Source organism: Paenibacillus agaridevorans, from assembly GCF_018604145.1.
Classification (GTDB): Bacteria; Bacillota; Bacilli; order Paenibacillales; family Paenibacillaceae; genus Pristimantibacillus; species Pristimantibacillus agaridevorans.
This window is the reverse complement of sequence record NZ_CP075889.1, coordinates 1,038,846-1,064,906: the sequence shown is the minus strand read 5'-3', so window position 1 is coordinate 1,064,906 and position 26,061 is coordinate 1,038,846. Positions and strand designations below refer to the sequence as shown.

At 53.3% G+C, this 26,061-nt stretch carries 22 protein-coding genes; 2 read left to right on the top strand and 20 right to left on the bottom strand.

What is annotated here, in order from left to right; translation table 11 throughout:
- Positions 1-89 precede the first annotated feature (89 nt).
- The 3 genes from KJW29_RS04255 to KJW29_RS04245 form a co-directional block, all read right to left on the bottom strand.
- Positions 90-1,754, bottom strand: coding sequence for an extracellular solute-binding protein (locus KJW29_RS04255; protein WP_214628862.1), 1,665 nt, complete (start codon positions 1,752-1,754; stop codon positions 90-92).
- Between the two features lie 86 nt (positions 1,755-1,840).
- A complete protein-coding gene (locus KJW29_RS04250; protein ID WP_214628861.1) occupies positions 1,841-2,722 on the bottom strand; it encodes a carbohydrate ABC transporter permease in 882 nt (293 codons plus the stop codon).
- 215 nt (positions 2,723-2,937) lie between these two features.
- On the bottom strand, positions 2,938-3,858 hold the full coding sequence (locus KJW29_RS04245) for an ABC transporter permease (protein ID WP_214628860.1): 921 nt from the start codon (positions 3,856-3,858) through the stop codon (positions 2,938-2,940).
- Between the two features lie 147 nt (positions 3,859-4,005).
- Here KJW29_RS04245 and KJW29_RS04240 point away from each other — a divergent pair, with 147 nt between their 5' ends.
- Positions 4,006-4,752 (top strand): glycoside hydrolase family 16 protein, encoded by a 747-nt coding sequence (locus KJW29_RS04240; RefSeq protein WP_214628859.1) that lies wholly within the window; start codon positions 4,006-4,008, stop codon positions 4,750-4,752.
- Between the two features lie 504 nt (positions 4,753-5,256).
- Here the strand turns inward: KJW29_RS04240 and KJW29_RS04235 are convergent.
- Complete coding sequence (locus tag KJW29_RS04235; protein WP_214628858.1) at positions 5,257-5,967, bottom strand: PIG-L deacetylase family protein; 711 nt, start codon at positions 5,965-5,967, stop codon at positions 5,257-5,259.
- A gap of 174 nt (positions 5,968-6,141) precedes the next feature.
- Here KJW29_RS04235 and KJW29_RS04230 point away from each other — a divergent pair, with 174 nt between their 5' ends.
- Entirely contained in the window at positions 6,142-7,041 is a 900-nt protein-coding gene (locus KJW29_RS04230) for an AraC family transcriptional regulator (protein WP_087566383.1), read from the top strand.
- A gap of 98 nt (positions 7,042-7,139) precedes the next feature.
- On the opposite strand, the gene KJW29_RS04225 is transcribed toward KJW29_RS04230, so the two are convergent.
- From KJW29_RS04225 to KJW29_RS04150, 16 genes are all read right to left on the bottom strand, one after another.
- Positions 7,140-8,090 carry a sugar phosphate isomerase family gene (locus tag KJW29_RS04225; RefSeq protein ID WP_214628857.1) on the bottom strand — a complete coding sequence of 317 codons (951 nt, stop codon included), beginning with the start codon at positions 8,088-8,090 and terminating at the stop codon, positions 7,140-7,142.
- 213 nt (positions 8,091-8,303) lie between these two features.
- The gene (locus KJW29_RS04220) at positions 8,304-9,203 is read right to left on the bottom strand and encodes a fumarylacetoacetate hydrolase family protein (protein WP_214628856.1); all 900 of its coding nucleotides are present in this window, start codon (positions 9,201-9,203) and stop codon (positions 8,304-8,306) included.
- A 54-nt stretch (positions 9,204-9,257) separates the two neighbouring features.
- A complete protein-coding gene (locus KJW29_RS04215; protein WP_214628855.1) occupies positions 9,258-10,085 on the bottom strand; it encodes a sugar phosphate isomerase/epimerase family protein in 828 nt (275 codons plus the stop codon).
- On the bottom strand, positions 10,082-12,190 hold the full coding sequence (locus KJW29_RS04210) for an alpha-amylase family protein (RefSeq protein ID WP_214628854.1): 2,109 nt from the start codon (positions 12,188-12,190) through the stop codon (positions 10,082-10,084). Before KJW29_RS04210 ends, KJW29_RS04215 begins: the two co-directional genes overlap by 4 nt.
- Positions 12,187-13,290: a Gfo/Idh/MocA family protein gene (locus tag KJW29_RS04205; protein ID WP_246608574.1), complete on the bottom strand. Its 1,104-nt coding sequence runs from the start codon at positions 13,288-13,290 to the stop codon at positions 12,187-12,189. The genes KJW29_RS04210 and KJW29_RS04205 overlap by 4 nt, the downstream gene beginning before the upstream one ends.
- A 3-nt stretch (positions 13,291-13,293) precedes the next feature.
- Positions 13,294-14,328, bottom strand: coding sequence for a Gfo/Idh/MocA family protein (locus KJW29_RS04200; protein ID WP_214628853.1), 1,035 nt, complete (start codon positions 14,326-14,328; stop codon positions 13,294-13,296).
- Complete coding sequence (locus KJW29_RS04195) at positions 14,325-15,368, bottom strand: zinc-dependent alcohol dehydrogenase (protein ID WP_246608573.1); 1,044 nt, start codon at positions 15,366-15,368, stop codon at positions 14,325-14,327. Before KJW29_RS04195 ends, KJW29_RS04200 begins: the two co-directional genes overlap by 4 nt.
- Positions 15,365-16,504, bottom strand: a complete 1,140-nt coding sequence (locus KJW29_RS04190; protein WP_214628852.1) for an aminotransferase class V-fold PLP-dependent enzyme — start codon at positions 16,502-16,504, stop codon at positions 15,365-15,367. The genes KJW29_RS04195 and KJW29_RS04190 overlap by 4 nt, the downstream gene beginning before the upstream one ends.
- Positions 16,505-16,534: 30 nt before the next feature.
- The gene (locus tag KJW29_RS04185; RefSeq protein ID WP_214628851.1) at positions 16,535-17,272 is read right to left on the bottom strand and encodes an MBL fold metallo-hydrolase; all 738 of its coding nucleotides are present in this window, start codon (positions 17,270-17,272) and stop codon (positions 16,535-16,537) included.
- Positions 17,269-17,673, bottom strand: coding sequence for a RidA family protein (locus tag KJW29_RS04180; protein WP_087566392.1), 405 nt, complete (start codon positions 17,671-17,673; stop codon positions 17,269-17,271). Before KJW29_RS04180 ends, KJW29_RS04185 begins: the two co-directional genes overlap by 4 nt.
- A 22-nt stretch (positions 17,674-17,695) precedes the next feature.
- On the bottom strand, positions 17,696-18,904 hold the full coding sequence (locus tag KJW29_RS04175) for a M20 family metallopeptidase (RefSeq protein WP_214628850.1): 1,209 nt from the start codon (positions 18,902-18,904) through the stop codon (positions 17,696-17,698).
- The gene (locus tag KJW29_RS04170; RefSeq protein ID WP_087566394.1) at positions 18,901-19,782 is read right to left on the bottom strand and encodes a carbohydrate ABC transporter permease; all 882 of its coding nucleotides are present in this window, start codon (positions 19,780-19,782) and stop codon (positions 18,901-18,903) included. The genes KJW29_RS04175 and KJW29_RS04170 overlap by 4 nt, the downstream gene beginning before the upstream one ends.
- A 12-nt stretch (positions 19,783-19,794) precedes the next feature.
- Positions 19,795-20,691: an ABC transporter permease gene (locus tag KJW29_RS04165; protein ID WP_214628849.1), complete on the bottom strand. Its 897-nt coding sequence runs from the start codon at positions 20,689-20,691 to the stop codon at positions 19,795-19,797.
- A 107-nt stretch (positions 20,692-20,798) separates the two neighbouring features.
- Positions 20,799-22,448, bottom strand: coding sequence for an extracellular solute-binding protein (locus tag KJW29_RS04160; RefSeq protein ID WP_214628848.1), 1,650 nt, complete (start codon positions 22,446-22,448; stop codon positions 20,799-20,801).
- A gap of 326 nt (positions 22,449-22,774) precedes the next feature.
- Positions 22,775-25,009, bottom strand: coding sequence for a hypothetical protein (locus KJW29_RS04155; RefSeq protein WP_214628847.1), 2,235 nt, complete (start codon positions 25,007-25,009; stop codon positions 22,775-22,777).
- Between the two features lie 22 nt (positions 25,010-25,031).
- Entirely contained in the window at positions 25,032-25,721 is a 690-nt protein-coding gene (locus KJW29_RS04150) for a GntR family transcriptional regulator (RefSeq protein ID WP_246608801.1), read from the bottom strand.
- Positions 25,722-26,061: the final 340 nt, after the last annotated feature.

The window sequence follows — 26,061 nt, the reverse complement described above, 5'->3', positions numbered from 1 at the left end:
GGATGTCCTCCCCACTTCAGTAATATATCATAGTTGGAAAGCGGGGAATACCGGCTGCCTCCCCGGCAGCCGGCAATAAACAGGAACCCTTATTCCGCCATCTTCGCTTTTCTCGCATCCAGCTCCGCTTGGCGATGCTCCATGACCTGCGCGAAGCCGTAGCTGTCGCGGCGGGACAGGAAGCTTTCGAATATTTTATCGAAGGCGGTATTGTCCTTGGCCGTAATCAGCTCAGGAAGGACCTCCTCCCAGTTTTGGGCGATGCGAGACCAAGCCACCGCAACTTCAGAATCGCCGAGCGGGTCCAGCCCCTTGTAGATACCGCTGTCAATATCGGCCTGGGCGTTGGCGAAGTCCTCCATTTGCTTAATGACGGGCGACTTCTCCGGTCTCCATTGGTTAATAATGACGGGGTTGCGCATCATCCAGTACGTATCCATCACGCCGTATTCCTTCTCCAGCTTCTCGATATCGGAGCTAAGCAGCTCGACCAGCTCCGGCTTTAATTGCGGCTTGCCGCTTGTGGAATCCCATGTTTCGCCTTCTTTGCCGAGGAACAGGTCCAATTGTCCTTCTTCGCTGGCTAGGTAAGTCAAAAAGCGAATAGCGCGCTCCGGATTTTTGACGGATTTGCTGATCATCGTAACCATCCAGCCGTCCATATTGCCGGGGAACAGCTTCGCGCTGTCGCCTTTGCTGTTCTGCGGTCCGTCTACGGCAATATAATAAGAATCCGGGTTGGCGCTTGCGGCCAGCATCGGGTTAACGGCCGCCATGCCGTTCCATTCGCGAACCATCATAAAATAACGGGCGTTGTTCGTTTTCTCCTCCACCTGCGTATCGGAGTCCACGAGGAAATCGACGTTGATGAGACCGCGCTCGTAAGCGGTGCGGAACGTTTTAAGCCAGTTCACGTAATCGGGATCGGTAATCCGATCGTAGACTTTGCCATCCTTCTCATGCGGAACGGCCAGCAGGTTCTGCAAATATTCCGTCATGCCATAAGGAACGTTGCCTTGCGCAAAGAAAGGACTGATAGTTTGGCCTTTATACTCGGAGTATTGATCCTTGATCGTCTGAAGCGCGCCAAGGAACCCATCGGGCGTAGACAGATCCGGCTTGCCCATTTCCTCATAGAGATCTTTGCGCACTAGGAACGTTTGGTTCGCAGCCGTCATGCCGGTCTCGTGCATCAGATTAGGGCTGTAGGAATCATTCGGAATGCCATACGTGTTGCCGTTCGCTTGACGGTACCACTTGAGCGTGCCATCGCCGGCCACCTTAAAGAAGTAAGGGTCGTACTGATCCGCCAGCTCGTTTAAAGCATAAACATGATCGCCTTCCCACAGCTTTTTGACGGCAGTTTCCCATGATCCCATGCTGATGAGGTCAGGCAGCTTGCCGGAAGTCATCATGAGCGTAATATGTTCGTTTGCATCGCCCGACGGAACCTCGATATTGACTTTAACGCCTGTTTTCTCCGTAATATACTTGGAATTCAAGCTCTCTCCCCAGCTATGCGGATACCAGGATGCGCCTACGAACCAACTTATTTCGACCGGGCTCGTGTCCAGCCTCCATGCGGGTTCGTCGGGGTTCAGCGCCGTCTCCGCGGGAGTAGCCTCCGGCTGCGTGCTGGAATCCGGCTGTGAAGTAGGCGCGGGATCGTTCCCGGAGTTCGTGCAGGCTGCCAGGCCCAGCATAAGCGCGGACAATACCAGGGCCGTGCTTTTTCTTATGGTGCTTTTGTTCATTTTCTGATCATCCCTTCTTCTGTCATCTGTATATTTTATTTGATCCATACGCCCCCTGAATCCAAGCTTGGACAGACGCACGGCACTTACCCTTTGATAGCTCCGATCATGACGCCCTTGACCAGATAGCGCTGGATGAACGGATAAAACAATAGAATCGGCAAAGTGGCCACCATCATCGAAGCGAACTTGATCGAATTGCCCGGCAGCCTGGCGCCGAATTGCGCCATCGCTTGCTGCTGCATGAAGGACATGGAGTTTTCCGCGATGATTTTGAACAACATGGTCTGCAGCGGCAGAAGCTCTTGCGTTCGAATATAGATGACGCCCTGATAATAGTCGTTCCAGTGATAGACTGCGGAGAACAGCGAGATGGTCGCTATAACCGCCATGCTGTTCGGCATCACGATGCGGAACAATACGCCGTAATCGGAAGCGCCGTCCACCTTCGCGGATTCCTCCAAACTGTCGGGAATCGTGCGGAAGAAGCTCATGAAGATAACCATGTTAAAGAACGTGTACATCGCGGGAATGATAAATACCCAGAAGTTGTCGTACAAGCCCAGCTTCGTCATCAAAATGAAGGTCGGAATCAGTCCGCCCGAGAACAGCATGGTGATCAGAGCGATTTTCATATAAATCTTGCGGCCAATCAAGTTGGTCTTGCTTAGGCCATACGCGACGATAGCGGTAAAGAGCACATGGGCGGCTGTCCCTATGATGGTCCGCATGGTCGTGATATAAAAGCCGTTCATCATATTTTCATTGCTGAATACGACGCGGTAGCTGTCGAACGATATCGCTTTCGGAATCCAGTTGACCGTGCCCAGCGTGGCGTGCTCGGGCGCATTCAGCGAGTTGGCGAACACGAACCACATGGGATACAGCGTAATGAAACATACCGCTATCATCAGCACGGTATTAACGACCTCGAACAGGCCAATGCGTCGTATTCTTCTAGTGTTCATGGTTCTGCCCCCTATTTAAAAAGCGTGTTAAAAGAATATGAGTTCAAAAAGTTCGGTTCTCAGTACCGAGAAGATTGAATGAAAGTAGAAACTGAGGAGCGGAGCGTAGTGGAAGCTACGTGAGCACCGGAAGTTTCGCTTGAATTCAAGATTCGAAGTCGAGTAAGCTTCTAGAATTACTTCGTAATGGGAAGCGGACTTTTTGAACTACCTTTCTAAAAGATGCTGTCGCCTGTTAGTTTTTTGGACGAGTAGTTGGCCAGGAACAGCAGCCCCAGCGCCACGATGGAGCGGGCGAACAAGACGGCCGTCGAAAAGGAATGTCGTCCTGATACCAGTCCCATGTTGTAGATGTACAAATCCAGACTTTCCGCCATCTTCATGTTCATATTGTTTTTTAGCATAAAGATCTGATCGAAGTTGCTGCCGAGAATGCCCGCAACGGCGAGAATAAACAGGATCGCGATGGTCGGCCGTATACTCTGGATCGTAATATGCCACATTCGCTGCCATCGGTTCGCTCCGTCCAGCTCCGCAGCTTCGTACAGCGCAGGGTCGATGCCCGCAATGGCCGCAATGTAGATAATGGCGCTCCAGCCGGTTTCCTTCAGCGTATCGGAGAAAAAGGTAATCCACCAGAAGTACCTCGGGTCGCTGTTATACAAAATCTCTCGTTCCTGAATGCCGAGGCCCATAAACAGTTGATTGACGACGCCGCCTTCGCCCAGCCAGTTCAGCATAATGCCGCCGAATATCGTCCATGCGATAAAATGCGGCAAGTAGGAGATCGTTTGGACCGTTCGTTTAAATCGAAGGCTCCGAATTTCATTGAGCAGCAAGGCAAATACGATCGGAATCGAGAAGCCGAGCACCAGCTTGATGCTGCTCATGCCAAGCGTATTGCGGATGGAACGCCAGAATCTCTCGTCCGTCACGAAATCCTCGAAATGCTTGAGACCTACGAACGGCGACTGGAGCATGGGCTTAGCGATACTGTAGTCCATAAATCCGATAATAAGCCAGAACATGGGGATGTAACAGAAGATCAACATCCAGACGATGCCCGGGATAACCATGCTTTGCAGCTGCCACTGCTTTAAAAACGTTTTCATTTGACCGGTTTTGGATTGGATCACATTGCTGCCCCCTTCCATTTCATCGTAAGCATTTCGGCATGCAAAAAAAAGACCACCGTTTTTGACCCTATCCCATTTTTTTAGGTTCCGTTGATCTTGCGCGGTAATGGAGTATGCTGAGAATATTCGAGGGGAGGATTTCTTACGATGAACACGCTGATATGGCAGCAGGATTTTGCGGGGGGAAGCCCGGATCTGAGCGATTGGAATATTCGCCTCGGCAACGACCTGCTGGACAATGAGGGCAACGCCGTAATGCCGGGGTGGGGCAACGGGGAAGGGCAATACTACACGGGGCAAGCCGGGAATCTGTACTTCGACGAAGAGGGGCTGAATTTGTGCGCGCGCCGCGAGACGATCGAGAGTTCGGACGGTCGAAGCTTTGCTTATTCTTCTGCCCGAATCGATACGAAGGATCACTTCTCCTTCCGTTACGGCAAACTCGTCGCGCGTGCCAGGCTGCCGGTCGGACAAGGGCTATGGCCCGCCATCTGGCTTCTGCCGCAAGATCAGGCCTACGGTCCTTGGCCGGCTTCCGGCGAGATCGACATTATGGAAGCCAGGGGCCGGCTGCCCCATCAAGTGTCAGGCACACTTCATTACGGCAAGGACTGGGATCACAAGCGTCTCGACGAATTTTCTTATACATTCGACAAGGGTTCGATCGCGGAGTTCCACGACTACGTTTTGGAGTGGGATGAACGTTCTATCCGCTGGCTCGTAGACGGCCATTGTTATGCCGAACGCGCCATGGAGGCGGGCGTCATGCCGTTCGACCAACCCTTCTATCCCGTGCTGAACCTTGCTGTGGGCGGGTGGTACGACAATGTTGAGGTGGACGAAGGCGCGTTGCCTGCGGTTATGACGGTGGCGGGGATTTGGGTATACCAATGAGGAGATGCCGGCATTGCTCATTTATGTTCATGCTCTGCGTATCTCTGTAGAAAGTAGGCTTTCTTTGATGTAACCTGGCTGCTTCTGATAAGCTCCTCTTAGGACATGGCAGCAAAAACAGTCCTTAGGCGTTTTCAACGTCTATGGACCCCGAAATGGATGCAAAAACAGTCCTTAGGCGTTTTCAACGTCTATGGACCTCGAAAAGGATGCAAAAGCAGTCCATAGGCGTTTTCAACGTCTATGGACCCCGAAACGGATGTAAAAACAGTCCATAGGCGTTTTCAACGTCTATGGACCCCAAAATGGATACAAAAACAGTCCATAGGCGTTTTCAACGTCTATGGACCTCGAAATGGTTGTCCCGCTTTACATCCAGCCGTTTTTGCCTGTTTCATCTAACGTTTTGACCATTTCCATGCGGCTCTAACGAGCCGCAGTGAAAACGCGGTGACTTCCGTACAGCACATTGGAACGGCTGTAACATCTCCTTTAAAGATTCCCTCACGGCAGAAGCCTTTCAGCGGACAATCTTGGCCAAGCCTGACACTTCGTGAAGCCTTCCGCATAAGCCTTGCCGCATTGTAGTCCGCGAAACTTGGATACGGTTCTTACAAAATCCAAAAAATCGATCCCGTCATGTTCGTACAGCCATTTGATCTGGCTCTCATGTTTGTTGTTCATCTCGATCTTAACGTCGATATGATCGGAGATATCCACATATTCTGTCGGCAGAAAGCCGACTCCGGCCAATGTGTCCATATAAAAAATGGGCGCTACTTTATGATGGATATCATGTCCTTCTTCGTTATTGTAATGAGGAACCGTCGCCGAAAAGCTGGCATCGAACACCGCTTTGGAAACCTCCATATGATCCTTCATATAGTCCTCGGGCGGATGCGTAATGATATAATCCGGCTTCGTCTCGCGAATCACTTTGACCAACTTCAAAATCAGCTCGTCATGATCCGCCTTGACCAACAGATCCGGCACATTCAAGCTAATCACTTCGGCTCCGATCAAGGAACCTGCCGCTTGCGCTTCCAATTTTCGAATGGCAATTAACTCGTCCTGGGGAATGACCTTATGTCCCTTATCCCCATTGGCCACATGCACCATCGTCACCTTGTGGCCCAGTGCCGACAACTTCGCCAATGTCCCTCCGCAGCCGATCTCCAGATCATCCGGATGACAACCTACTGCCAAAACGTTCATCTTATTCCCTCCCGTAGATTGATTCTAAATGCTGCTTCAGCAACTCCTACTCCAGTGTACTCCCCGCAAATCTATTATTCTTTAGCAAAAAGACCATGAAAAGTTGCAATAAGTCCTCTCTTAGACATGTTATAATAGAACGATAGATTGAACGTCAACGGAGGTCATAATCCCATGTCAGCTGCAACTGACCCTTTCGTGCGAACCAGGCTTCAAGAGTCTTTTACAGTGAAAGACATTATATCTCTGCATTATTTCGAATTCTCAAAGAATTTTAAATTCGAAGGAGAGAAACATGACTTTTGGGAGTTTGTGTATGTAGACAAGGGCGAGATCGACGTGTTTGCCGATATGGAGGGATACTGCCTGCAGCAGGGTGATGTCATCTTCCATAAACCGAACGAATTTCATGGCGTTTGGGCCAACAGAAAGATAGCGCCAAACGTCATTATTATTTCGTTTGTATGCCACTCGAAGGAAATCGCTTTTTTTGAAAATAAAATCTTTAATCTGGACACCCGTCAGCGGGAAATGCTGGCGCAAATTATTAAAAACGGCTTTGCCGCTTTTTATCCCCCGTTCGACGATCCGCGAAATCATACGCTGAACAGACGGCCAAATGCGCCGATCGGTTCAGAGCAGTTGATTAAACTCTATTTGGAGATGTTGCTGATCAGCTTGCGGGAGCATGACGATCGGACCAAACAGGAGCAGCGGTTGTCGGGAACGACAAAACAACGAAGCGAAGCCGAGCTGGCACAGCGAATGTGCGACTATATGGAGCGGCATGTGTTCGATGAAATTCGGCTTGAACAAGTTTATAAAACGTTTAACTTAAGCAAGAGTCACGCGCTTACGATCTTTAAAGCGCAAACCGGACAAAGCATCATGAAACATTATCGTAAACTTAAGATCGATCAAGCCAAACAAATGATTCGCGAGCAGCGCCACAATTTCACAGAAATATCCGAGCTCCTCCATTACAGCAGCGTCCATACCTTTTCGAGACATTTCAAGCTATTCACGGGCATGTCCCCATCGGAATATGCGAAAACGGTTATCGCCAAGATGTGATCCAAGAACCACATTAACGCATTGCGAATGGTGTACGTATAGCAGGCCCTTGAAATCCGTGTCATCTATGGGTTGTTCAAGGACCTGCTTCGATTTTTTCAGTTCACATCGGCCTCAAGCGGTCCGGCGAGCTCCTTTAAGAAAAACAGCTTGCCCGGTAAAGTCGGCATAAATGTCGATGGCAGCCAGCGGTCCGGACCATGGCGCAATGTTGTCCACAAGGATAACCCTTGCCATTGCATGCCTCGGCCCAGCGCCCCGTCGCAGCCGCCAATGATATAGTCGGATTGCAGGAACAAACCCGGTCCGATCGTGTTGGCCCGACATGGCACCAGCGTTGTCCGGCTTTTAAAGCTCGTTATCGCATTTTGTTCTATCGTCAGGGGATGGAGCTGTGCGGCAATTCTATGCGTTGCTTGGCTCCAATCCGCATCATTGCTGAACTCTCCGCCGAAATGCGGCTCCCAGAAGGCAATATGCATCATTCGGCCAATTCCGAATACGGTGACGAGCTCAGCGCCTTCCGCCTTTAATGCGGCAATTCTCTCCGCGTAAGTCGGCAGCATGTCGGCAGTCGCAAAATGTCTCTGATCCTCAGGCACGGTGTATTCGCCTAATGGTCCGTAGAACGCTTGCTCCATTGCGTATTGAAAAGAGCCCCGATTGTCGGACGGCAATGTCCTTCCCTCTTCGTCGCTCCATTCGTCCATATTAAACCCGTAAACATGCTTGCAATCTACTTGCCATTCTTTTAGGAAGTAGACCGCCCATTTGTACATCCCCATTGGGCCAACCGGTAAAATAAAAGCGATTTTGCGTCCCTGATCCTTGCTCTTGCGAATTTGAACCGCAATCTCATGCCCCATTTTTACATCAAGCTCGCCGACGTCGGAACAAGAAAACGGCACAAATTTCTCATTCCAGAAGGGCTGCCGCTCAACAATCGATTCTGGAGGGTTCGAACAACAACTGTCGATTTTATCCATGTCCCATCCCGCAGGGTAGAAACCGTCCAGCATCGAGCCTTTGACCGTCCGCATGAAATTCATTTTCAGCACTCTCCCGTTTATAAATGATTTTTAGATTGCCAACATGCCTCTCCAGTGTACCCCCTGCAACTCTATTATTCTTTAGCAAAAGGACCGTTAATCGTTGCAAATAGTCCGCATTTCGGATAAAAGGTACAGCTCTCCGAAAGACGAGAGACTGTACCTTTTCGACTTGCACAACACTTCGATTGGCCTGTTTTAAATGAATCCTTGTCAGGCTTGCGCAATCAAACGATTGGTTATCGATCCCAGCTTGGCAATCTCCACCTGGACCACGTCGCCGTCTTGCAGATAGATTCTGCGGTCCTCCGGATATCCCATCATGACGCCCTCGGGCGTTCCGGTCAATATAACATCGCCTGGCATAAGTGTCATGTGGCGGGATATATAACTGACGATCTCGTCGCAACGGAAAATCATGTCCGACGTATTCGACGATTGGCGGATTTCTCCGTTGACGATGCACTTGATAGTCAATGTTTGAGGATCTCCCACTTCGTCGGACGTAACCAAATAGGGGCCAAGCGGCGCAAACTTGTCGCAGCTCTTGCCGAGCATCCACTGGGAGGTGCGAAGCTGAAAATCCCTTGCCGAAAGATCGTTTGCATTACAATATCCGTAAACGTAAGCCAATGCGTCCTCGCGGGATACATTCTTGGCGCGCTTGCCGATCACAATCGCCAATTCAGCCTCATAATCGATCATCTTGCTGTCCGGGGGCATAGGGATATCTTCCCCGCAGCCTGCCAGCGCGTTGGCGAATTTGTTAAACAGGACCGGGTGCGCGGGGATGTCCATATTCGTCTCGATTGCGTGCTGCCGATAATTAAGACCGACGCAGATGATTTTGCCCGGCGAATCGACGCAAGGTCCAAGGAGCAGTTCCTTTTCGTTAAGCCACCATTCGGGACGATCTTCGGCAGACGCCTTGGATAACAGCGATTCCAATAGGGCTCTTGTTTGGGTACCGCCCTCAATAACCTCGAACGCCGTATCCGGTACCGTTGTTCCAGGTAACAGTGCCTCTGCGGCTGCTGCGACATCCAGCACGCCCCCGTGGGTCGATATGCCGAGTTTCAGACCTCCGTCGATGTTGTAATTCAACAGTTTCATGACGCATTTCCCCTCTTTCTCATGTTGATCGGCCTTCGTTAACTTGCGATTGGCTCATAAGTATGGGGCCGAACCATGCCATGCCCTCAGATCGCCGATCGTTTGGCGAATGTCCCGCTCCTGCTCTTCGCCCTCGATCTCCCGTTCAATAATCCATTCGCCTGCGAATCCGCTCCTCGCCAGCTTGGCGACGAATTCGGGAAATCGCACTTTGCCCTGGCCCGGGCGAACCTCGCGTCCGAGCGCTTCGCCGTCGGTTGGATAGAAGCCGTCCTTAACATGCACATTGCGTACATAGGGGCCGATCACGTCAAGCGCATCAAGCGGGTTGCCCTTGCCGTACAAGACCAGATTCGCCGGATCGAAATTAATGCCCAGATTGTCGGTCCCTACCCGCTTAATGGTTCGAAGCAGGACGACGGGCGTCTCTTGACCCGTCTCGAACCAGAACTCCAGTCCAAGCGTCCGGCAATATTCCGCCACCTCGCGAATCGCGCCAACGACCGGCTCATATTCCGGATCGGTCATATTTTCCGGAATGAATCCGCAGTGCGTAATAATGGCAGGCGCGCCGATCATGGCGGCAAAGTCGGCCCAACGCTTCAATTCGTTGACGCGCATGTCGCGATATTGCGGCGGAACAAGTCCAAGCGTCGTCGGTCCTCCGGTGAAATTCCACTCGCTTGGTCCCGATACGCCCGCCCATACCGCGCAGATGCGTACGCCGGCCTCGCCGGCGTGTCGGATGACGCTCTTCGCCAGCTCCGGCGTCGCTTCGTTCGGATTCCAGCTCATCAACTGGCACACGTCAAGCCCGAATTCCTTTACATGGCGGAAGCAATCGCCTCCATTGCGAATTTGATTAATTACACCGATATTCATGGTGCCGATTCCTCCTTAAGCATGTTCTCTTCTTCGATCGCCACCATGGCGAACGTCTCCAGTTCCGGCAGCGTAAATACAAGCTCGCCGTCCCGATACGACGACGGCAGCCGTTCGCCCCCCGGCAATAGAAGGACTCGCGCCCCCGCCGATTCTTCCCATTTTAATCGGAATTCGATATTGCGGACCGGGATATTCGGCAGAGATTCCTGATAATTAAGCACTCGCAGTGTATGGCTATTAGAGTCTCCACATCGGTACCAGACGGCTTCGACTGGCCGCGGGGCGTCCGAAGAAGCGGTCCATGCCCGGTTGGCAAGACGGCGCAGTACTTGCGTAAACAGCTGCCGATGATCATCGGAGGTCATCTGCTCCAGTCCTCCGGCGCAATAGGCGGCTCTGCCTGCGCCATATTCGTTCAGCACCAGCGACGGACGTTCCGTAGCGATGCCCGGCGGATTGCTGATAGCCGATGCAAAGCGGCTCGGGTCCTTGGGGTTCGTATACGCCAGCGTCAAAGTCGCCGCAATCTCCCCTGTCGTCACCCGTACAAAACGCTGCGGTCCTGCAATCATCATGGGATGGGCTGCATCGTTTCGGGGCATCCAGTGTTCGAATGCCGGCGCTGGAGCCATATAGGTGATAGATTCCTCCGTTTGACCTTCATCCGACACTCCCAAGACGGCGGCAAGTCCGAAGTCCGGGCGCAGGGTTCCATCCTTGCGGCGCAGCGTGCCGGCTCCGCTCGCATAAAGCCCTCCCCCGCCATGAACATAAGCGGCAAACGCCTCGATCTCTTCATCATCCGCAACCGGCAGATCACACAAGACGACGACGGCGAAACGGTCCAATTCACCGAGGTTGCGCCGCGTGATGACCGTATACGGAATGTTGGCGTTCATCAAGGTCCGGGCCGCGTTTTTCGCCGCCTTCATAAGCGGTTTGTCCATCGACCCGTCAAGCACGGACTTGCCGTTGTCGGCCGGATCGTACAGCGACTCGAAATTGAAGTAAAGCGCCACGTCGGCGATTGGCTCAGCATCGGGATTCAGATACGGCTCATAAGCCTCGAGCTCGCCGTATATTTCGCCCATCGTCTCATATACGCGTTCGTCGAGCGTGCCTGTCGGGTCGATCGCATCTATAAACAAAAATGCGCCTCCGTTTAAAATGGCGGAGAAGGTTTGGGCGCGAAGCAGTGCTTTCGATTTGGTCGTTGTATGTTCGGTCAGATCGGGACAACGAGACGTCATGAACTCGAAAGGCCGGTTCTCCGACAGATTGTCGAGCGCCTTGCAGGTGAAGGTTTGCAGCAGCGCGTCTCCATAGAAATCGCCGCTGCAGTAGTCCGTATGTCGAAAGAAAGCTTCGGTGAGCCCGTTCTGCCAGCCAACCGACCAGGATGAGCTCTGTTGGCCCACCGTCACTCCCGGTTTAACCCGCTTGGCGAGCTCCGTCAGGCTGCCCGCATAATCGGCCAGCCAGCTCTCGCGCGTACGCTGCCATGCGACCCAATCCGGGTCGCTCCAATCAACCGTGCGCGGAATCTCGCGCTGCGTCTCCGCCATATATCTTGCCTTGCACGCTCCGCAATGGCAGGGAGAATACGGCCAGTGGATCATATCGATCCACAGCCCGTCGAACGAATAATTACGGCATAAAGCTTCGATCTGCGAACGGAGATGCTCGCCATACGGCGTATTGAAGCAGCAGACGCCAAAGCGTCCGCTGTCCCACAAATATTCCGCCGTGTTCAGGCCGTCCGCCGAAACAAAGCGCCAGTCGGGATGGTTGTCGTAGGCCCATTTATTCCAGTAATTCATGTAGACCACCGTGCGGATTCCCGCTTCCCGGCAAGCTGCCGTGACCTCTCCGATAAGATCGATCTCGCCGAGGCCGGCATGCATCCTGCCGCGCGGCGTCGGCCAATAGCACAGTCCGAGACAAGAAGAGGCGTACACCATCGCCGTATCGACGCGAGCCGTCTTTAACAGCTCGACATAACGCCCGGCGTCAAAATCCGCCATGAAACGAATGTCGTCGTCCGGTATGTGCATATCGATCAAGTTGCGACGATAACTGCTTCGGTACCAGGGCTCCTTCATATTGATACGGCCACCCATTCTCCCTGTTTTCTGGCGGAGGCAAGCTCCGCCTCGGCAATGCGGATCGTGCCGAGAGTATCCGCAGGCATGCAGCGCTCGGGCTCGTCTCCGGCAGACAATATTTCGACGAAATAACGAAGCTCGCGGTAAAAGCCGGCATCCTCATCCAGCTCGGGCTTGATCGCCTCTCCTTCGGCCGGATAATCGGTAAGAACGCCATGCTCGAAAACGAGGCAGCCCCGTTCGAAATTGACTCTGTAGCTCATCTCGAAACCGAAGGCCCCCTTTAACGTCCAGTCATCCTGCGCAAGCACAACCTTGCCGTCCGCGTAACGATAATGCGTCGAGACGATGTCGTACCCGCTGCCCGGCAGCACATTGCGGCCCACGCAGGATACGCTCTCCGGCTGTCCGTACAGCCAATTGATCAAATCTACGTCGTGCACGTGCTGGTCGAGCAGGCTGCCGCCGCTGCGGGCTTCGCGAAGCATCCAGTTATCATGCGACCAGACAGGAGTATCTCCGCCGCGGAAAAACGTCGCTGCCAGCGTATCTCCATAACGGCGCTGCTCCGTACAATTTTTCAAATACTCGTAAGCGGGCCAGAATCTCAGCACCTGCGCAACCATCAGCGTCGTGCCCGTTCTCGCCGACGTCTGAGCCATGGCGGACGCCTCGTCCGCGCCTAGCGCCATCGGTTTTTCGCACAGCACGTGCAGACCGCGCTCCATAGCCCGGATCGCCGTTGCGGCATGCAAATCGGTCGGCAGCGCGATATCCACAAAATCAAGCTCCTCGCGCTCCAGCAGCTCGCCTATATCCGTGTAGAGGCGATAAGGCGAAAAGTCGATGCGCTCGAACGATTCATTCAGGTTGCCTTCGACAAACACATTGTCGAACTTGCGGGCATCGATATCGCAGATCGCTTGCAAACGCACCGGGGCGCCCTCGCGCTCCAGGCGTTGGTATTGCGCCAGGTGAACGCGGCCCATAAACCCGATTCCGATCAGAGCCCCCTTCCATATCTTCGTCCCGGCCGCATCCGTCGCGGATGCGGTATGATCCTTGCCGTTCTCCGGCAAGCTTTGCCCGTTGGTCATGGTCTATATCCTCCTATGCTGGGAGTCGGATGGCGATCCCGCAACGCTAACTTCCCGTCCGGTCGCGCAAGCTTCGACGATAGCGGCGGCAACTTCCGAGCCATGAATCGCATCGTCGAACGACAGGTAGTCCAATCCCTGTCCGCCCGCGAGCAATCCGTCGGCGATATAACCGAGCTGATCGCGGAGGGCGCCATATACTTTGCCGTTGAACTCGTGATGGATGGCAAACTCGGTCGTGCGTCTTCCGCCGTCGTTCCAAACCTGCAATCCTGATCCCGACGTCTCGAAATGCGCCACGCCTTCTGTTCCGATGACCTCCACCTGATCGACAATCGCTATTCCCGCAGCATCCGGAGTCATCCAATTGCTGTGGAGAACCGCTATCGCGCCGTTTTCGAAGACAAGCGTCGACCACAACACCTCCGGCGCCTCGCCCCCTTCAATGTAGCATCCTTGCGCACGAACGGAAGCGACGCGGCTTCCCGCATACCAGATAGCCAAATCCAGGTCGTGGATCGATAGCTCGTAAACCGTATGCGTCCGCTTATAGGTTTCGAAGAGCGAATGCTCCCGCGATCGCTTAAAGAACATGCTGACCGGCTTGCCAAGCCCGCCATCTGTTATCCGGCGCTTAATCTCCGCGTACCTTGGATCGAAGCGCAGCAGATGTCCCGGCAGCACATATCTCCCTGCGACGCGCGCGGCATCGAACATGCGCCGCGCCTCCTCCGGCAATGTGGAGACGGGTTTCTCGACGATGACGTGTTTGCCGGATGCAAGCGCCGCCAGAGTCGGTGCCAGATGCTCTTTCTCATAGGTAACGACGCTCACGAGGTCCAAGTCGTCTCTCGACAGCAGCTCTTCGTACGAAGCGTATACAGCCGCCTGAGGGAAACGCTGCTCCGCCAGTTCCCGTCTCTCTGGACGATTGTCGCATACGGCGACAATCTCGACTTGCGGCAGACACCGGAAAGCTTCGAGGTGGCACATCCCCCAGCTGCCCAAACCGATCACGCCCACGCGCAGCTTATTCATGCCAGCCCCCCCTTTTCGTTAAGCTTCATCGTAATTTTGCCGCTGCTTACCTTGCCGCCGACCAGCATCTTAAACGCCCGGTCCGCATCCTCGAGCCGGCAGATCTCGGTCCAGCCTTCCTCCGTGATCTTGCCCTGCTCAAGCAAATCGACCGCATCCGTAAAGTCTCTGGCGGTATAGCAGAAGGAACCGAGAATGGCGATTTCACTGCGGATCAAGTGATTGATTGGCAGTCGCGTCTCATCGATGCCGAGACCGATATTCATAAACGTCCCGCCCGGGTTAACGGATCGCAGGGCACTTTCCCGCGTCGGCTGGAATCCGGCGGCATCGATAACCGCATCGATGCCCTTCTCGGCGAAATGGCGGCGCACCGCATCTTCGAGCGATTCCGTCTTCGGATTCGCAGTCAGGTTAAAGCCAAGGCCTCGCACCATCGCGAGCCGCTCCTCGTTCGTATCGGCGACAAGAACGTCGGAAGCGCCCAAAATGCGAGCAACCATCGCGCTCAGGATACCGATCCCTCCCGCGCCAAGCACGGCAACGGCCGCGAAAGGATGCCTTTCCATCGCGCGTCTCGCCGCGCGCAGCGAACAAGCAAGCGGTTCGGCCAAACTGGCGCGTTCGGCGGATAATCCGTCCGATATCGGCACGATTGCCGATTCGGGCACAACAACGTATTCGGCGAAGGCGCCGGGTCTGTGAATGCCGATGATCTGCCGCTTGGCGCAAAGCTGCGTCAAGCCGCTCAAGCAACTGCGGCAGCTGCCGCAGAACAGCAACGGATTAATAACCGCGCGCTGGCCGACAGAATACCGTCCAGCTCCCGGGCCAACCGCTTCCACAACGCCGCTTGCTTCATGCCCCATAACGAGCGGGGGCACGCGCAAGCTGTTATGGCCCAAATATCCTTCCAGCTCCGAGCCGCAAATTCCTACCGCTTCTACCCGCAGCCGCACTTCTCCCGTTCCAGGCTCGGGAATGGGTTTATCTTCGATGACGATACTCTCGGGGGCCGTCCATACCGCCGTTTTCATCATAAGATTGCCTCCCCTTTCGAATGGATCGCCGACAAGCCGGCTATGAGCCGCTCCACATCGCCGCTGTCGTTAAAGGCATGGACCGACGCCCTGAACCGGCCGTCCCCGCCCCACAGATAGATGCCTTGCCGCTCCAGCTCCGCGGAAATCTCCTCCCCCTGGTCGCTGACGACGCATATATTGCCCGCGCGGAATTCGGGTTCCCGCGGCGTCATCAGTTCGTAGCCTGCCGCTTCCAGCTTGCTTATCAGCTCGGTGCCAAGACCGAGCACATGATCTTCGATAAGCGGGATGCCCGTGTCAAGCAGCAGCCGGGTCGAGTAGTCAAGCGCATATACGCAAGGATAACTCGGATATCCCGTCTCGAATCGTCTGGCATCCGGCTGGAAGCGATAGCTTCCGTCGCGAAGGGGGCTGAACATGTCCGTCACGCCTCTCCAGCCGACCGCTCTTGGCATAAAATCGCTCGTCCGTGCCGGATTAATGCCGAGAATGCCCAGACCGTGTATGCCAAGCAGCCACTTATAGGAGCTGCAGACCACAAAGTCCGTCTCATTGATATCGACAGCCGTAATGCCGAGCGACTGGGTCGCATCGAGCATCAGCAGCGTATCCGTCTGTTTGAGCGCGCGATACAGTTCCTTATAGTCCAGCTTCGCCCCCGAGAGATAGCTGACATGGCTGGAGACGACAATTCGCGTCCTTGCGTCAACGCGCGACAGAATGTCCTCCGGCGACACGCGCCAATTGACATGATCTACGAACCTCACCTCGACGCCCGCCTCCCGAAGCACCAGCCAAGGCAAAATGCCGGAAGGAAACTCCAGCTTGTTGACAACTACGTTGTCGCCGGCCTTGAGACCTAAAGCTCCTGCAATCATGGAGATGACATCGGACGAATTGGACAGCAGCGCGATTTGATTGGGCTGGCCTCCAAGCATCTTCGCCAGATTCGACTTGCAAGAATCCTCAACCTCCGCATTCGAGCTTCTGCCGCCCGGACCGTAGCTTCGGTGCTCCATATAGCGCCTGATTGCGTCAACGCTCCCTTTGAGAGGCGGCGATTCCGCCCCGTTGTAGAACCACACACGATCGCCGATATTTTCGAACATTTGTTTGCTTATTAATGATTCCATCTGCTCTCGCTCCTAGCATTTCATTCTGGATTATAAATTCGGGGGAAGCTCGAGCTTCTCGAAGCAGTCGTATGCTTTGGCGATATGCCGGTCAGCCGCCGATAACAGAAATGGACCGTGGCCCGGGTACAATCGTTTGATTCGCAGATCGTTAAGCCTGGCTATCGTTCGGGCATAAGCGTCAATCTCGCAATCCCAAATTTGCTGCAGTACGATTTTGCCGCCCGCAAATATGGCGTCTCCCGCGAACAAGGACATGCCGTCGCCTTCGTTCAAAGCAAAGCTGATATGTCCCCGGGCATGTCCCGGCGTCTCTATCACCTTCAGCGAAAGCGCGCCAACCTCAATGATATCCCCGTCGCTTACAGTTTCGTCGATCGGACAAGGCGGGTATAAATAATCCGGAGGGTAGACGCCCGCAAACACCGCTGCCCCGATACTCGTTCTGTCGATGTCGGCGGATTCGATCCACGGTCCGGCATCTTTCGCCGCGATCGTCCAAAGATCGAGCCGTTGCCGGAGAGCCGCCGCTCCCGCGGCATGATCGGCATGCGCGTGAGTCAACAACAGCTTGCGGATACGGGAGGCGGGAACGCCGGTCGATGCTATGGAACTCAACAGCAGCTCCGTATCCACGCCGGCGCCGGCATCGATCAGCGCATATTCGTCGCCGTCGCCGATCAGGTAGATGTTGCAGTCCAGTCTATGCGTCATCTCGAAGCCGAATTGTCCGCTGCCAACCAGCCATAGACCTTCCCTCAGCTTCAATGTCCTGTCTCCTCCTCGTCCATGTAGGCGATGCACTCGATCTCGACGGTCATGCCAGGCGGGAACTTGACGATTTCGACGGTGCTTCTGGCCGGCGGTTCGTGCTCGAAATAACCGGAATAAACTTCGTTGTAGGCTTTGAATCCGTCCAGATCGTCCAGGAAGGCCGTCACTTTGACAACATGTTCCAGCGAAGAGCCTGCTTCCTCAAGGATTTCCTTCATATAATCAAGGACAATGGCCGTCTGCTTGGCCACATCGCCGGGTGCCAGGACCGAACCCGTCTCCAGATCGAACGGGCACGTTCCCGAGACATATACCATATTCCCCAGCTTCACGGCTTGCGCGTACGCGCCGCTTGGCTTCGGCGCCTTATCCGTGACGATGATTTGCTTGCGCATGTTCGATTTCACTCCTTTTTTGTCATTCGGCGGATTGAACGCCTGCCAGCGTGGCGTAAAATGCTGCTGCCTGGACCACTTCTTCAAGATCGACCCATTCGTGCTTGGAATGCGCTTGCGCAATCGAACCGGGTCCGAAGACGATGCTTGGTATGCCTCCAAGCTGCTGGAGCTTGCTTGCATCCGTGCCGTAAGGTACGCCGACGGCTTCCGTGGCGAGTCCAAGCTTCCCGGCAACATGAAGGGCTTCCCTCACGATCGCGGCCTGCGGGTCCGTATCAAGCGCCCAATCCGACAGCAGCTCGCGAACCTCGAATACGGTGTCGGAAGGAAGCTCGGCGCCGAGCGCCTGCTTAAATTGCTCCCGCACGACGTCCGGCTGCTCGCCGGGCAATATTCGCCGGTCGACTTGAATCTCGCAACGTTCGGGCACGATATTGATCTGGCCGCCGCTCTCGATGGTGCCGACCGAGATCGATGCCCGACCGCATAGAGGATGCGTTAACCCCTCAAGCCGCGGCGCCTCCCGATCACGGATATAGGATAATACCGCCAACATCCGGTATATGGCGTTGTCTCCTTCCTCGGGCATCGAGCTGTGGGCGGCTTTGCCTCTGGTCTCGACCGCGAAGCGTGCGCAGCCTTTTGTTGCCGATACTACGCGAAGTTCGGTCGGTTCGCCGACAACCGCGCCTGCCAATCGATGCTCCCGATCCTCCTCCAGAAATCGCAATACGCCGCGAAATGCAGCTTCTTCGTCTACAGCCGCGCATAACACCAGATCGCGCGGCAACGAATCTCGTCTTGCCGCCCAATATTCCATCGCCCATATCATCCCTGCGAGCGTCGCCTTTGTGTCGCAAGCGCCTCTACCATACAGGCGACCGTCCCGAATCTGCGGCTCGAACGCATTTTCCATCGAACCGGCCGGAACGGTATCCATATGGGATTCGAACAGCAGGGCGCGTTCCGGCTTGCCGACGCTCAGCTCGGCGACTACATTCCAGCGTCCCGCGAATACCTGCTGCCGACGTACGGGTATTCCTGCTCTCCTCATGCGTTCTTCCACATAACATGCAACGTCCGACTCGCCGGGAGCTCCCTCTTCGTAGTAGGGATTGACACTGTTAATGCGGACCAAATCCTCCAGTATTTCCAGCACCGGATGATTTCCCCTAAAACCAGCTACAGCCTCCGCTCCGCCAACCGCCTCTATGTCGTTGTTCGTCATTCCTTCACGCTCCCCAGCGTGATGCCGGTCACGAAGTACTTTTGCAGGAAAGGATAGAGAAGCAATATGGGCAACGCGCCGAGAAAGATCTGCGCCGACTTGATCGTACGGTCGGATATAAGCTGCATCGTCTTGAGATCCTGCTCCGTCATGTTCGAATAATCGCGCTGGATAATAATCGTCTGCAGATAGCTTTGCAGCGGGTAACGATCCGGCGAGTTCATAAAGATCAGTCCGTCGAACCAAGCGTTCCAGTGGTTTACAACCGTTAGCAGACCAATGGTCGCCAACGCCGGAAGAGATAGCGGTACGAATATCCGAAACAAAGTGGACATATGGCCCGCTCCGTCGATAAAAGCTGCTTCCTCCAGCTCCTTCGGAAGATTGCGGAAAAAATTAAGCAGCAAAATGACATTGAATACGGGCACCGCTCCCGGCAAAATAAGCGCCCATATCGAACCCATGATTCCCGTTTCCCGGACAATCATAAACAAGGGGACGATTCCGCCGCTAAACAGAATGGTCACCAACATGAACCAGGTGTATATCGTGCGTTGCTTGAAACGTTCGCTGTCTTTGGAGAGCGGATATGCCGTAATAAGCGTCAGAAGCATATTGACGGCAACGCCGATGCCCACCCGTTCCAGAGTAACAAGCAACGACTTCAAAAATAGTCCCGAGCTGAGCACGAATTCATAAGACTTCACATTGAAATCTATCGGCCAAAATCGAACAAGGCCCGCTGTGGCTGCGGCGCTTGAACTGAAGGATACGGCCAGAATATGAATAATGGGAAGTACGCACAGCAATGCGAGCAGACCAAGCAAGAACGCGTTGAACCATTGGAACACCCGCATAGGTCTTGTAGTGTAATGCATGCCGAATCCTCCCTAGAAAATTCTATACTTGGCGAATTTGTAGGCCAGATAGTAGGTTGTCGAAATAAGAACGAGCGAGATGACCGACTTAAATAGTCCGATTGCGGTCGCCGGGCCATATTGAGCGGAGATTAAACCCATCCGGTACACGTACGTATCGATAATATCGCCGCTGTCGTATACTTGCGGACTATAGAGATTAAATACCTGCTCAAAACCGGCGTTAAGCACATTGCCCAGACTAAGCGTCATTAGCAGGACGACGATTGTACGGATACCGGGCAACGTGATATGCCATATTTGCTTTATTCGGCTCGCTCCATCCATCACCGCGGCTTCATACAGCGATGGGTTAATGCCGGTTAACGCCGCCAAATAAATAATGGTGCTGAATCCGAATTCCTTCCAAATGTCGGAGATGACAAGCACATAAGGAAACCAGCTGTTTTCCCCCAGGAAATAGACCGGATTGATACCGAACAAACCCAGAAACGCATTAACAATCCCGGTGGAGGGAGACAGGATATCGACCAGTATGCCGCCCAAAATAACCCATGACAAAAAGTGAGGCAAATATATAAGCGTCTGCACGCCGCGCTTGAATAACCGGTGACGGATTTCGTTCAGAAGCAGGGATACGGTCAACGGAACGATAACGCCGGCGATAATTTTCATGACGGAGATGTACACCGTATTCCACATAATCTCTCGCATGTCCGAAAGACTCAAAATATAGCGGAAGTTATCAAAACCGATCCAGTCCGAGCCAAGAAATCCTTTGGCCGGTATAAACTTCTGAAACGCGATGACAATTCCGAACATTGGACCATAACAATAGACAAGAAGCAGGATCACAGCCGGGAGCAACAGCAGATGCAGCGGCCAATTGGATAATGCGGATCGCTTCATGAGTTCAACCTTCCTTCCGTTCCTCCCGTTGTCGGGAAGAGACGGCCGAAGCCGCTCTTCTCCGACTGCGGCCGGAAACCTCTGTTACCGGATGACGCGCCATTTTGTTACCGATTGGCGTACCATTCATTGACTTCTTCCGTTACAGCGTCGCCCCCGCGTTTCTTCCATTCCGTGACGAACTTGTCGAATTCGTCGATCGGCGCGGCATTAAAAATAATCTTTGTAAACGTTTCCAATTGAATCTTGTTCATGTCTGCGCTTCTCTCGGACATCAAGGTCAAAGGCGATGTAATAAACTCGTCGGACAGGTAGGCATTAGACTGACGGTATTGATCGGTAACGCCCATCGAGCCTTCCTTGCCGAAGATGGCGTTCCACCCCCACAGGGAACGATCGCCCGCTTCGAACTTTTGGATCTTGTCATAAACGCCCAGGTCGTCGCCCGTTAAATCCGAGGTATCTCCGGAATCGAGCGCTTTTATGACTTTAATGCGCTGGTCCGTATTTTTAAACGCGCGATATGCGGCAATTTTGTTCATTTGCCAGATCTCGGTATTGCCGTCGTTGACGAACTTCGAATTGATTTCCGGATCTTTATTCTCGTAGAAGATTTCCGTCCACATATCGAGCATAGAGAATAAAGCCTCGGGATTCTTCGTTCCTTTCTTGACGACCCAATAGCCGATCGTGCCGAGCGCAGCCTGATTCTGGGCAGGCTCCGCATCGTTGGAGACGATGGGAAACGCTTTCCATTCCGCATTCGGATCCTGGTCGATGTTCTGCTGCAGCGGATACAGTCCGGAGAACGGACTGTTAAAAAACATGCCTATCTTGCCGCTAACGATCGATTCTATGACTTTGGAGAAGTCCTTGGAGCCGAATTCCGGATCAATTTCTTTGTTTTTGAACATTTCCTGCAAGGCGCCGAGTGCCGTCTTCATCTCAGGTTGAATGCTGCTGTATGCCAGCTTGCCGTCTTGCCCCTTGATCCAGATATTGTTATACGCATGAAAGCCATTGAAGAAGCCCGTCAAAGTCGAGAAGGCGTTGTCTACCGCGAGCCCGAACGTATCGTTTTTATTGTTGCCGTCCGGATCCTGCGTAGTAAATGCTTCGGAAATCTTCAACAAATCGTCCATCGTTTTTGGCTCTGAGAGGTTCACTTTTTTAAGCCAATCGGTACGAATCCATACCATCTGGGCGCCTTCCTTGGGTGTTCCGGTAAAAGGAATAGCCAGCAGCTTGCCGTCAATTTTCGCCGAATCCAGCGCTGCGCTGCCGCCTTCATTAAGCAAGGATTTGACTCGTTCAGGCGCGCTGTCATAAGCGGCGGACAAATCGTGAAGCAGATCTGCTTCGGCTAATTGCTTGAACTGAACTGGCGTAGCCTGGAAGAAGTCCGGAATATCGCCTGTCGCGATCATGAGATTCGTTTTCTGCTCCCACTGCGTAGCATCCACGCTCCACAAAGACTTGATCTTGATGCCATACCGGTCCTCGTATTCTCGCGTCCAGGGATTGTTGTCGACCGTATCTCCATCTGCATACTTGACGGTTGGATGCGATTGGTTTACTGTAGTAAGCGTGATCGGCGGATCATACTTGCCGCCCGTGCTTCCTGTCGGGGAAGCCGGCGCGTCCGAGGTTTGGGATGGGGACGGAGATGCCTTGTCATTCGAGTTATTGGCACATGCTGCTAGCGATAATGTGGCGATAATGGCGCCAATGAGAATACCTGTAAACTTTCTTTTCAAGAAAAGTCACTCTCCTTTGAATTAACAGCCTATTCACTCAATTTGCCGGGTAGCTCTGCAAGCTATTCGCATTCGTGCTGGCATCTCCGCCCAACTCTTGCCCATTGTTCGCGTGTTATCGAACTCGTTCATCAAGCGCAGCCTTCCAGGTTGCTCCGCTTGCTGCTTTCGGTTGGTATCGTGTTTTGTTTTCTTCACCCCTCTTTCTCGCCGAAAGTCTGTTCCGATCCCCCTCTACATCGATATAATCTATTTAAACTTCTCTTTCGACGCCGCCTTTTGCTCGCTGACGTGCGGGAAGCTTAAATCGGTTTCGACCGTTTCCATTAACGGCCCAACACATTAGCCAGGCTTCTCAACTTGGCTTCCAGCATGGTAGCCGTGGACGGAAACTCTCCATCGGTACGGCGCGACAGCTCCAGCCATGGCGCCCGTGCAAGCAGCGGGACCGCCGCTTCCGCGTTTTCTTTTTCCTTTGCCGCGATCTCCAGCATCAGATTTTTGTTTCCGCTCTCTTTGGCCAATAGGAACTTGTAAGTATTTAGCGTCGTCAGGAGCGTCCTGTACACATATTCAATTAATGCGCATTCTTCGGCCGCCATCTTGACTTGCAGCGAATCCTCGGATGCGGGAGCCGACGCGACTGCCTGATAAGCTTGCAACGCATGCCTGCATGCAATTTCGTATTCCCGGATCAAGACGTCTGCCGGCTCGCTGCCGTTTCGGGGCCTGATGGTGAACTTCATATGCGAATGCGGCAGGGAAGTCAATACAAGCGAATGCTTTACTTCGTTTGTAGCGTTGGAGAAAGTTTCCTCATTCTCTTGCAAGTAATAGAGAAGCGCTTCATACAACTCGGGTTCATCGGGCAAGTCCCCGAATGCTAACGGGTGAGCCGGGCCGATAAATTCAGGTCCCGTAAAATAAATCGGGATATATGGCAAATGCGCGACGGCCTGATCCAGTTCTCTCCAAGCGTTTATAAACGCTTCGGCGGCCGGTCCGAAATCCCGTTTGGCCATGATGGCTGCCGCTTCTCCTGCCGGCAGTTCGGGACGCCATGATGCCCACCACCCCAGTTCCTCTGCGCGCGATCCCCACATTCCGAAAAACATCCATGATTGAAGCACTCCGGCCGGCGACATGGCTGCCGTATTCCGCCATTTCTCTTCCAGTCGGCCCAGCGCGGGCATATAGGGAATATGGATGCACTCGAGACCAATCGCCGTTTCCGTCTTGATGTACAGCGGGATATGCTTGCCATTAACGGCTTCCGCTTGTTGGAGCAGAGTAGTGGCAGGACCTGTATAGTCGACGGAATAATCCCAGATTTTTTTGTCGTACCCTTCCTTGACCGCCCATTCGTCCTTCTCGATTGTGCTGAGAAGGGATACGCCGCTCGACATGCCGTCGATCAAAGCTAACTGCGCAGGGTCGCTCGACCACACGAACGCGCTGTATGGCCATGCCATTATCGGCGCATCCGGCTTCACGGCATGCACGGCATCCGCCGTCGCCCGAAGAAGGCCGTTTACTGCATCTTCCGGTTGTTTGTCCCTGCAATTCGGACAATTCGTTCGAGCTTCTTCCGGCAAATCTCTCAAATCGGGTCTCATAAAGCAATGATAGTAAGACTCGCCGCCGATGATCAAAATCAAGCCGCCTAATTCGGGTACTTCCCGGAACAAATTCGCCATCGTCTCCCCGTGGAAGTCCAGACAATCCGGATCCGACGAGCATAAATTGTATATTTCCTTGCCGTTCTGGACTAGCCCCGGATTGATGCGGGCTCCCCGCGCGGAAGGTACTCTTTGGAATAAGGGATGATTGCCGTCCAGCTTCGGGCTGACAGGTACGTAGTATAATGAAATGCCGTACTTCGCCGCACGCCTGGCCGCATCTTGCAGCTTCTCCAGGTTTTCTTTGCTCTTCGGATGATTGAGTTCGGGAAAGATACGACTCTCAACGTACAACAGCCAATCGCCGTATAACGTCATTCCGTTAATTCCATAGTGCGCAAGCAATCCGAAGGCTTCGTCGGAGAGATAGGCTTCATCAAGATCAGGCACGAGATAGTTGGAGAGGTATGGCGCCTGACTGATCTGTACCTGCCATTGCGGAGAACGTTCGACGATCCCTGCTTCCAGGCAAGCGACTCCGCTGGCCGACAACTCTCTCTCCGTCCAGACGATGCCTGCCCAAAGTCCCTTGGCTTCCGATGCCTCTATAACAACTTCACCGGACCGAACCTCTCTTTTAAAGCATCCTTTGCCGATGCTGGCGTTTTCGCGAATAACAAACCTCTGCTCCGCATGATCGCTCGCTTCAATGCCGGCGCGTGCCAGATAATCGGATAAATCCTCGGCAGCCTCCGTTGCGCCAGTAAACGAAGCCTCCCGCGTAACTAGCCAACTGCCGCCAAGCCCGACTACGTTCGGCCTGTCGCTATCGACTGCGGCCAAACGTCTAATCGACCGGTGAGGAGCTCGCCGCTCTATCGCGATTTCATCCTGATTCGCACGAAGGAGCCGGTCGGCAATGAGCAATGAATTGTGCATCATAATAAATGATCCTCCCTCTGGGTTAAAACCACGAATGTTCGTCGAACAAAGTACCGTCAACTTCCTTCATATCCGCGAATTCTTGATAGGACCGATGAATGTGCTCGCGCATGACCTTTTCAGCATGGTCGGGATCGCGCCTTCTCATGGCATCGATCAGCTCCCAGTGCTGCTCGACTTCCTTCTGTTTGGTCGAGGCCCTTCCGAGAATCCGATTGACAAGCGCAATCTGAAACGAGATCGTTTTATACATGCGAATCAGACGATCATGCTTGGACAGGCGAATGATCGATTGGTGGATGTACAGCGATTCCTCAAGCAACGAAGGAACATCATCGTCGTTCATCTTCCTCTTCATATCTTCGTACACGCTTTCAAGCTCTTGGATGTCCCGATCCGAAGCATTGCGGATGGCCAGGCGAATCGCCAGTCCTTCGTAAACCGCCCTTAACGAATAAATTTCGAACACATCCTGCATATTAAGCTCGCGCACCATCGGCCCTTTATTGGGAACAATGACGACAACGCCTTCCCCCGACAACTGCCTGATCGCCTCGCGCACGGGCGTCTGGCTGATCCCGAGGTCTTTGGCAAACTTCGTCTCCACGATACGATCTCCTGGATTAAGCTCTCCCTCAATGATTTGCTGCTTGATCAATTGCACAAGGTCTTCGCTTATATTCTGTTTTTCCATAATGTTTTGCTTCGTCATCTTCAAGCCGTTAGCCCCCTCTCAAAGTAGGATTATATATAATGTATAATATATAATGATTAATCAAAAGTAAATATCTTTTTTTCTTTTTTGTGAAAATAATTCACACGATACAAACGCATCAGAATTTAAAGCGATTTCATATTGAAGGTAAGCGCGATCATTTTTTTGAAGCGTTTGCACGATGTCATATTCCCTCGCATGAACTCGGATGTGTGGTCCACGTTATGAAGCTTCTAATTGTAATGTATTGCTCGCTATTATACTCGTCCCACATATAATACATCATATATAGGGTTTGCTATTTATATATGACTCAATTATAGTGTTCTTATTTTAT